This window comes from Marivirga sp., assembly GCF_024636815.1.
Taxonomy (GTDB): domain Bacteria; phylum Bacteroidota; class Bacteroidia; order Cytophagales; family Cyclobacteriaceae; genus Marivirga.
Map to the genome: position 1 here is coordinate 1 of NZ_JAGXGF010000016.1, position 5,263 is coordinate 5,263.

Below are 5,263 nucleotides of genomic sequence, written 5' to 3' on the forward strand. Positions count from 1 at the left end.
AACCAGGCTTATTAAAATATTTAAAAATATATCAATATACAGCTATAGTCCGTCAGTGGCGGGCATTTGATAATAGTAATAAATAGCTGCGAATAAATTCATAGTCTGAATGTATTATAAATTTTAGATTATCAAAAAACCTTATGAAATTATTGTGACCTTATATGATCTACTCACACTTTCTGATAATGTGAAATTGCACAGGCTTCCATCAAAATAATCGTGTGCTCTCATGGAATTACTGTTACCCATCTAAGCAAGTATCAAAATTAATTATTTTTATTAAAATATAACGGACATATTGATCTTTTTATTTTTACTTTTGCCAAAAATGATACTGAATTGGAAACTACAATAAAAAACAAGGCGGTACTGACCTGGTTAATTTTGGGTTGCGTAATGGTATTGGGAATGGTTGTAATAGGAGGAATCACACGCCTTACGCAATCAGGCTTATCTATTGTAGAATGGAAACCTATAAGTGGAATTATACCTCCTCTCAGTCAGGATGAATGGCAGGAAACCTTTCAGAAATACAAAGAAAGCCCTGAATTTCTACATCTTCGGAGGAATTTCACTTTAGATAATTTTAAGGAAATCTATTTCTGGGAGTACCTTCATCGGCTTTTAGGGCGCATTATAGGAATCATATTTCTTCTGCCATTTATTTATTTTTGGGCAAAAGGATATTTAAACGCCAAGCTAAAAAGAAAACTACTGATCATTTTAATATTAGGATTATTTCAGGGGGTTTTAGGCTGGTATATGGTCAAAAGTGGTTTGGTTAATGTCCCTCATGTTAGTCATTATCGTTTGGCGGCACATTTGACCACAGCTCTTGGATTAGCGGCCTATATCTTTTGGGTGATATTGGATTTCATCCCTCACAAAAAAATCAAAGATGGTGCTTTATTTAAATGGAATATTGTATTTCTTATCCTGTTAATTTTGCAAATCTGCTACGGAGCTTTTGTGGCAGGATTAAAAGCCGGGAAGTGGTATAATACTTTCCCTAAAATGGGCCACCAATGGATTCCTGATTCTTTTACATCAGAATTTGAGTATTACGGTAATCTTGCGATATTTGAAAGCCCTCCTGTAGTGCAATTCATCCATCGTGGTTTTGCTTATGTGATTTTTGTCCTTGGTATTATCATCTTCCTGCACGCCTATCGAAAATTAAAATCTGTTCCGAATTTGGTCAGCTTACTGTTAATTTTGATCATCATTCAATTTGCCTTAGGCGTTTTTACTTTATTATATGCTGTCCCTGTTAGCTTAGGAGTAGTTCATCAGGTGTTTGCAACTTTCCTATTGCTCTGTAGTGTGGCCCTAATCAAAAAGACAAACACTCCTAGTTAAAATTGAGTTGTTATTGCTTATGTAGCTTAGTGATATGAATAATATTGATAGGGCAATTCTCAGCAGCTCTCCTATTATCTTGCAGTTCGTCTTCATGAACTTTGATATGATAAAACCCTTTTTTGTTAATTGACCCAACCAAATTGCATTTCCCGTCTTTGGTGGAAATCGACCATCTGTAAGGAGCCGCTTCAACGCAGGCATTGCAACCAATGCATTTTGCTCTTTGTTGTCCAATCAGAATCATGCAGGCACTACTTTATACAATTTATCATTTGGCCTGATTTTATCGTGAAGCTTAAAAGTTACTTTTTCGCCTTTTAGGGCTTTCTTAGTGGTACTATCGTTTACTCTTAAATTAGCTGCCTGCAATTTTATGATACCTGTTCTATTGCCGGTAATTATTAGTTCGTCCCCAGTATTAAGAAATCGGCTTTGAATTTCAAATTCACCGACTTCTATTTTCGGATAATATTTTAAGGCTTTACCTATTAATACTCTCCTTTGAGTAGCCACTGATCCATAAGATGTAGTCCATTCGCCCATTTTGCGACCCAGGTAGTATCCATCCCAAAACCCTCTGTTATAAACTTTTTTCAATTCATTTTTCCAGGACTTAATTTTCTCCTGTGAATAACTTTGCTCTTTTATAGACTCTATAGCCTGTTTGTAACATCGAGTGGTAGTGTCTACATAATCGGAAGAACGAGCACGGCCTTCAATTTTCAATACTGTAACACCTGCATCAAGAATTTTATCAAGGAATTCTATAGTGCATAGATCCTTGGCGGACATAATATATTCATTGTCTACCTCAAACTCTGTTTCAGTTTCTTTGTCCTTAACAATATAAGCATGTCGGCAATTTTGAACGCAAGCGCCTCTGTTTGCAGAAGAATAATTAGAATGTAAACTTAGATAGCATTTGCCTGATATGGCCATGCACAAAGCTCCATGTGCAAATACTTCAAGCTTGATTAAATTACCAGAAGGGCCTTTAATTTGTTCCCTTTTGATCACTTTTGCCATTTCTTTTACCTGCATTAAGGTTAGCTCCCTTGCTAAGACTACCAAATCGGCAAAATTTGCATAAAATTTTATGGTTTCTATATTGCTGACATTTGCCTGGGTAGAAACATGAACAGGCATTCCAATTGTGGTGGCGGCAGACATCACTGCCGGGTCTGAGGCTATTACGGCATCCACTTTTCCTGCTTTTGCCTTTTCGAGCAATAGTTTCATGATACTCAAATCATGGTTATAGAGCACAGTGTTTATGGTCAAATATGTCTTTATTCCCTTATCATGGCATCTACTTACAATTTCTTCTATATCCTCCAATTTGAAATTATTGGTGGATTTTGCCCTCATGTTCAATTGTGCTACACCAAAATAAACAGCATCAGCACCTGCATTTAAAGCAGTTTGGAGTGTTTCGAATGAACCTGCTGGAGCCAGCAACATGATTTCCTTTTCTGAATAACCCATTAATCTCTCAATGATTTTAAACTCATAATTCAATGCAAAATTCTAAAACTTTTTGCGCGAAAAAGGTGCTAAAAATCATATTAGGAGATGATTTAAGTCTTTTTTGAATTGCCAGTTTTTCTACTTCTTGCTCGATCTTTCGAAATCAATTAAAGTAATAAGGCTAATATTTACTTTGGGTAAAAAAATGAATGCCCAAAATCCGCAACTTTTCCAAAGTTGTATTTGATATTCAGAGCTTTAACTTGAAGGTTACTCACTTGATTGAGTGAAACTTTGGAAAAGGTAAATCCTTAATTATGAGTACTATTAGGAATAATGTATGCGAATATAAGGGACTGATTAATATCAGTAGAATGATTTATTCAAAATCGTTTTATATTTTATTTTTTGGCTTGATTCTCATCTTATCGAGCTGTAAGCCAGAGGAGATTAATCCACCTGAAGAAAATCATTTCACCATTCAATTGTATCATAATATGAATAATAAACCTCTATTAGGAGAGGCATTAGATTATAGGAATGAGGCAGGCGAAACCTTTAGTGTGAATAAAATGGAGTATTATCTTAGTAATTTTACATTTAACGAAAACTCCAATTTTTCTGATAGTACTGCATTTTATATCAATTCTTTCAAAACCAATACTCACCATATTAATATCAATTTAGAACAGAATATAAAATCTCAAACCATCCAATCCATACATTTCAATTTAGGATTAGCGGAAAAGCAAAATATCTCAAGTTTCCTTCCCAACATTACCGAGAATATTAATATGGCTTGGCCAGATCAAATGGGGGGAGGCTATCATTTTTTAAAAATGGAGGGCAACTTTCTTTTATCGGCTGATACGCTTGGTTATGCTATACATATTGGAACAAATGAGCACTTAATAGAGATCAATTTGAACAATTTGTCAATTGATATGAACAGAAATGACACTATTAAAATGAATGTAGACATTTCAGAAATATTCAAAAACCCTGAAATCTATTCCTTAAAAATAGGTCAACACACTATGTATTCAGATTCACTAATGCAAATAATAAAAAATAATGCATGGAACGTTTTTGCGCTAAGCCAATAATACTGGTAATAATAAGTTTGGGGCTACTGATACTGGGATGCGAGGAGAAAGAAACTTCACCAAGCTTGACGGACTACCAGTTAAATTTGCCTAAGCATTTCCCCATTATGAAAATTCCACAAGACAATCCACTGACAGAAGAGGGCGTATTATTGGGAAGGAAATTATATTATGATCCAATATTGTCGGAAAAAGGTCCTTTCCATGGAAACTCCTGCAGTTCTTGCCATATACAATCTGAGGGTTTTACCGTAGAAGGTTCAACTATATTGCCACACCAAAACCTGGGATGGCAATTCAATTTTCTTTGGGATGGTAAAATATCCGGAAAATTGGAAGACGTCATGATGTTTGAGGTAGAGGAATTTTTTAAAACTGATGTAGAACTTATCCAAACACATGCCGAGTATTCCAAGATGTTCGAAAAAGTGTACAACATTTCCGCTTCTGAAATAAAAGCCGAATCTATAGCAAAATCTTTAGCTCAATTCATAAGGAGTTTAAACAGCTCCAATTCAAAGTTTGATCACTATCTGGAGCAAAAAGTAAATTTAACCGATAGTGAAATGAGAGGCTTATTTATTTTTAACACTGAAAAAGGTGATTGTTTTCATTGTCATCAAGCCCCTCTCTTTACCGATTTAAATTTTCATAATATCGGACTTGATTCCGCTTTCAATCAAAATAATTCCGGTTTAGCTATTTACAATCAAAATACTTTTGACATTGGGAAGTACAAAACACCAAGTTTAAGAAATGTAGGCATTAGGACTTCTTTTATGCATGATGGACGTTTTAAAAGCTTAGAAGAAGTGATTGAACATTATAATAAAGGAGTGAAAAGATCTCCTTACTTGGATCCTATTATGTTTAAAAATCAAAAAATGAATGGTTTAAATTTGTCAGAACAAGATAAAAAAGACCTTATAGCCTTCCTCAATACGCTTACCGATGAAGCTTTTCTAACCAATGAATTATATTCAAATCCCTATGATTAACCCATGATCGATGCCGTTAAGTTAAGCTTTCATTAAGCCTCATCCTTTAATCCTTCTCCTATTGGAGAATGAATATTGTCTTAACTCAACGACATTGAACCCACAGTTTGATAGTGAAAACTTGAATTCAGCACTACTTGAGCTTTCAAAAACGATGATTTAAATCAAGATTGAAGCTGTTTTTTAACATTTACAAAATGTACTATTTGATCAAAACAGCATTTAAACCAATTCAGTACGGTTTTTAAAGTATGTCAGATTATAGTCCCTCATTATTTTTCCAATCTCCTATTGAAAATTATAAAAACTGGATTTACCTTTGAATAA

At 34.4% G+C, this 5,263-nt stretch carries 5 protein-coding genes; 3 read left to right on the forward strand and 2 right to left on the reverse strand.

Annotated features, from left to right (window positions below):
• Positions 1-342 precede the first annotated feature (342 nt).
• Positions 343-1,362, forward strand: coding sequence for a COX15/CtaA family protein (locus Q0L29_RS01335; protein WP_296618463.1), 1,020 nt, complete (start codon positions 343-345; stop codon positions 1,360-1,362).
• A gap of 10 nt (positions 1,363-1,372) precedes the next feature.
• On the opposite strand, the gene Q0L29_RS01340 is transcribed toward Q0L29_RS01335, so the two are convergent.
• Together Q0L29_RS01340 and Q0L29_RS01345 are read right to left on the reverse strand one after the other, a co-directional pair.
• Positions 1,373-1,609: a ferredoxin gene (locus Q0L29_RS01340; protein WP_296618464.1), complete on the reverse strand. Its 237-nt coding sequence runs from the start codon at positions 1,607-1,609 to the stop codon at positions 1,373-1,375.
• Entirely contained in the window at positions 1,606-2,850 is a 1,245-nt protein-coding gene (locus tag Q0L29_RS01345) for a peptidase U32 family protein (RefSeq protein ID WP_296618465.1), read from the reverse strand. Before Q0L29_RS01345 ends, Q0L29_RS01340 begins: the two co-directional genes overlap by 4 nt.
• A 299-nt stretch (positions 2,851-3,149) precedes the next feature.
• Here Q0L29_RS01345 and Q0L29_RS01350 point away from each other — a divergent pair, with 299 nt between their 5' ends.
• On the forward strand, positions 3,150-3,938 hold the full coding sequence (locus tag Q0L29_RS01350) for an MbnP family protein (protein ID WP_296618466.1): 789 nt from the start codon (positions 3,150-3,152) through the stop codon (positions 3,936-3,938).
• On the forward strand, positions 3,911-4,936 hold the full coding sequence (locus Q0L29_RS01355) for a cytochrome c peroxidase (RefSeq protein ID WP_296618467.1): 1,026 nt from the start codon (positions 3,911-3,913) through the stop codon (positions 4,934-4,936). The genes Q0L29_RS01350 and Q0L29_RS01355 overlap by 28 nt, the downstream gene beginning before the upstream one ends.
• Positions 4,937-5,263 lie beyond the last annotated feature (327 nt).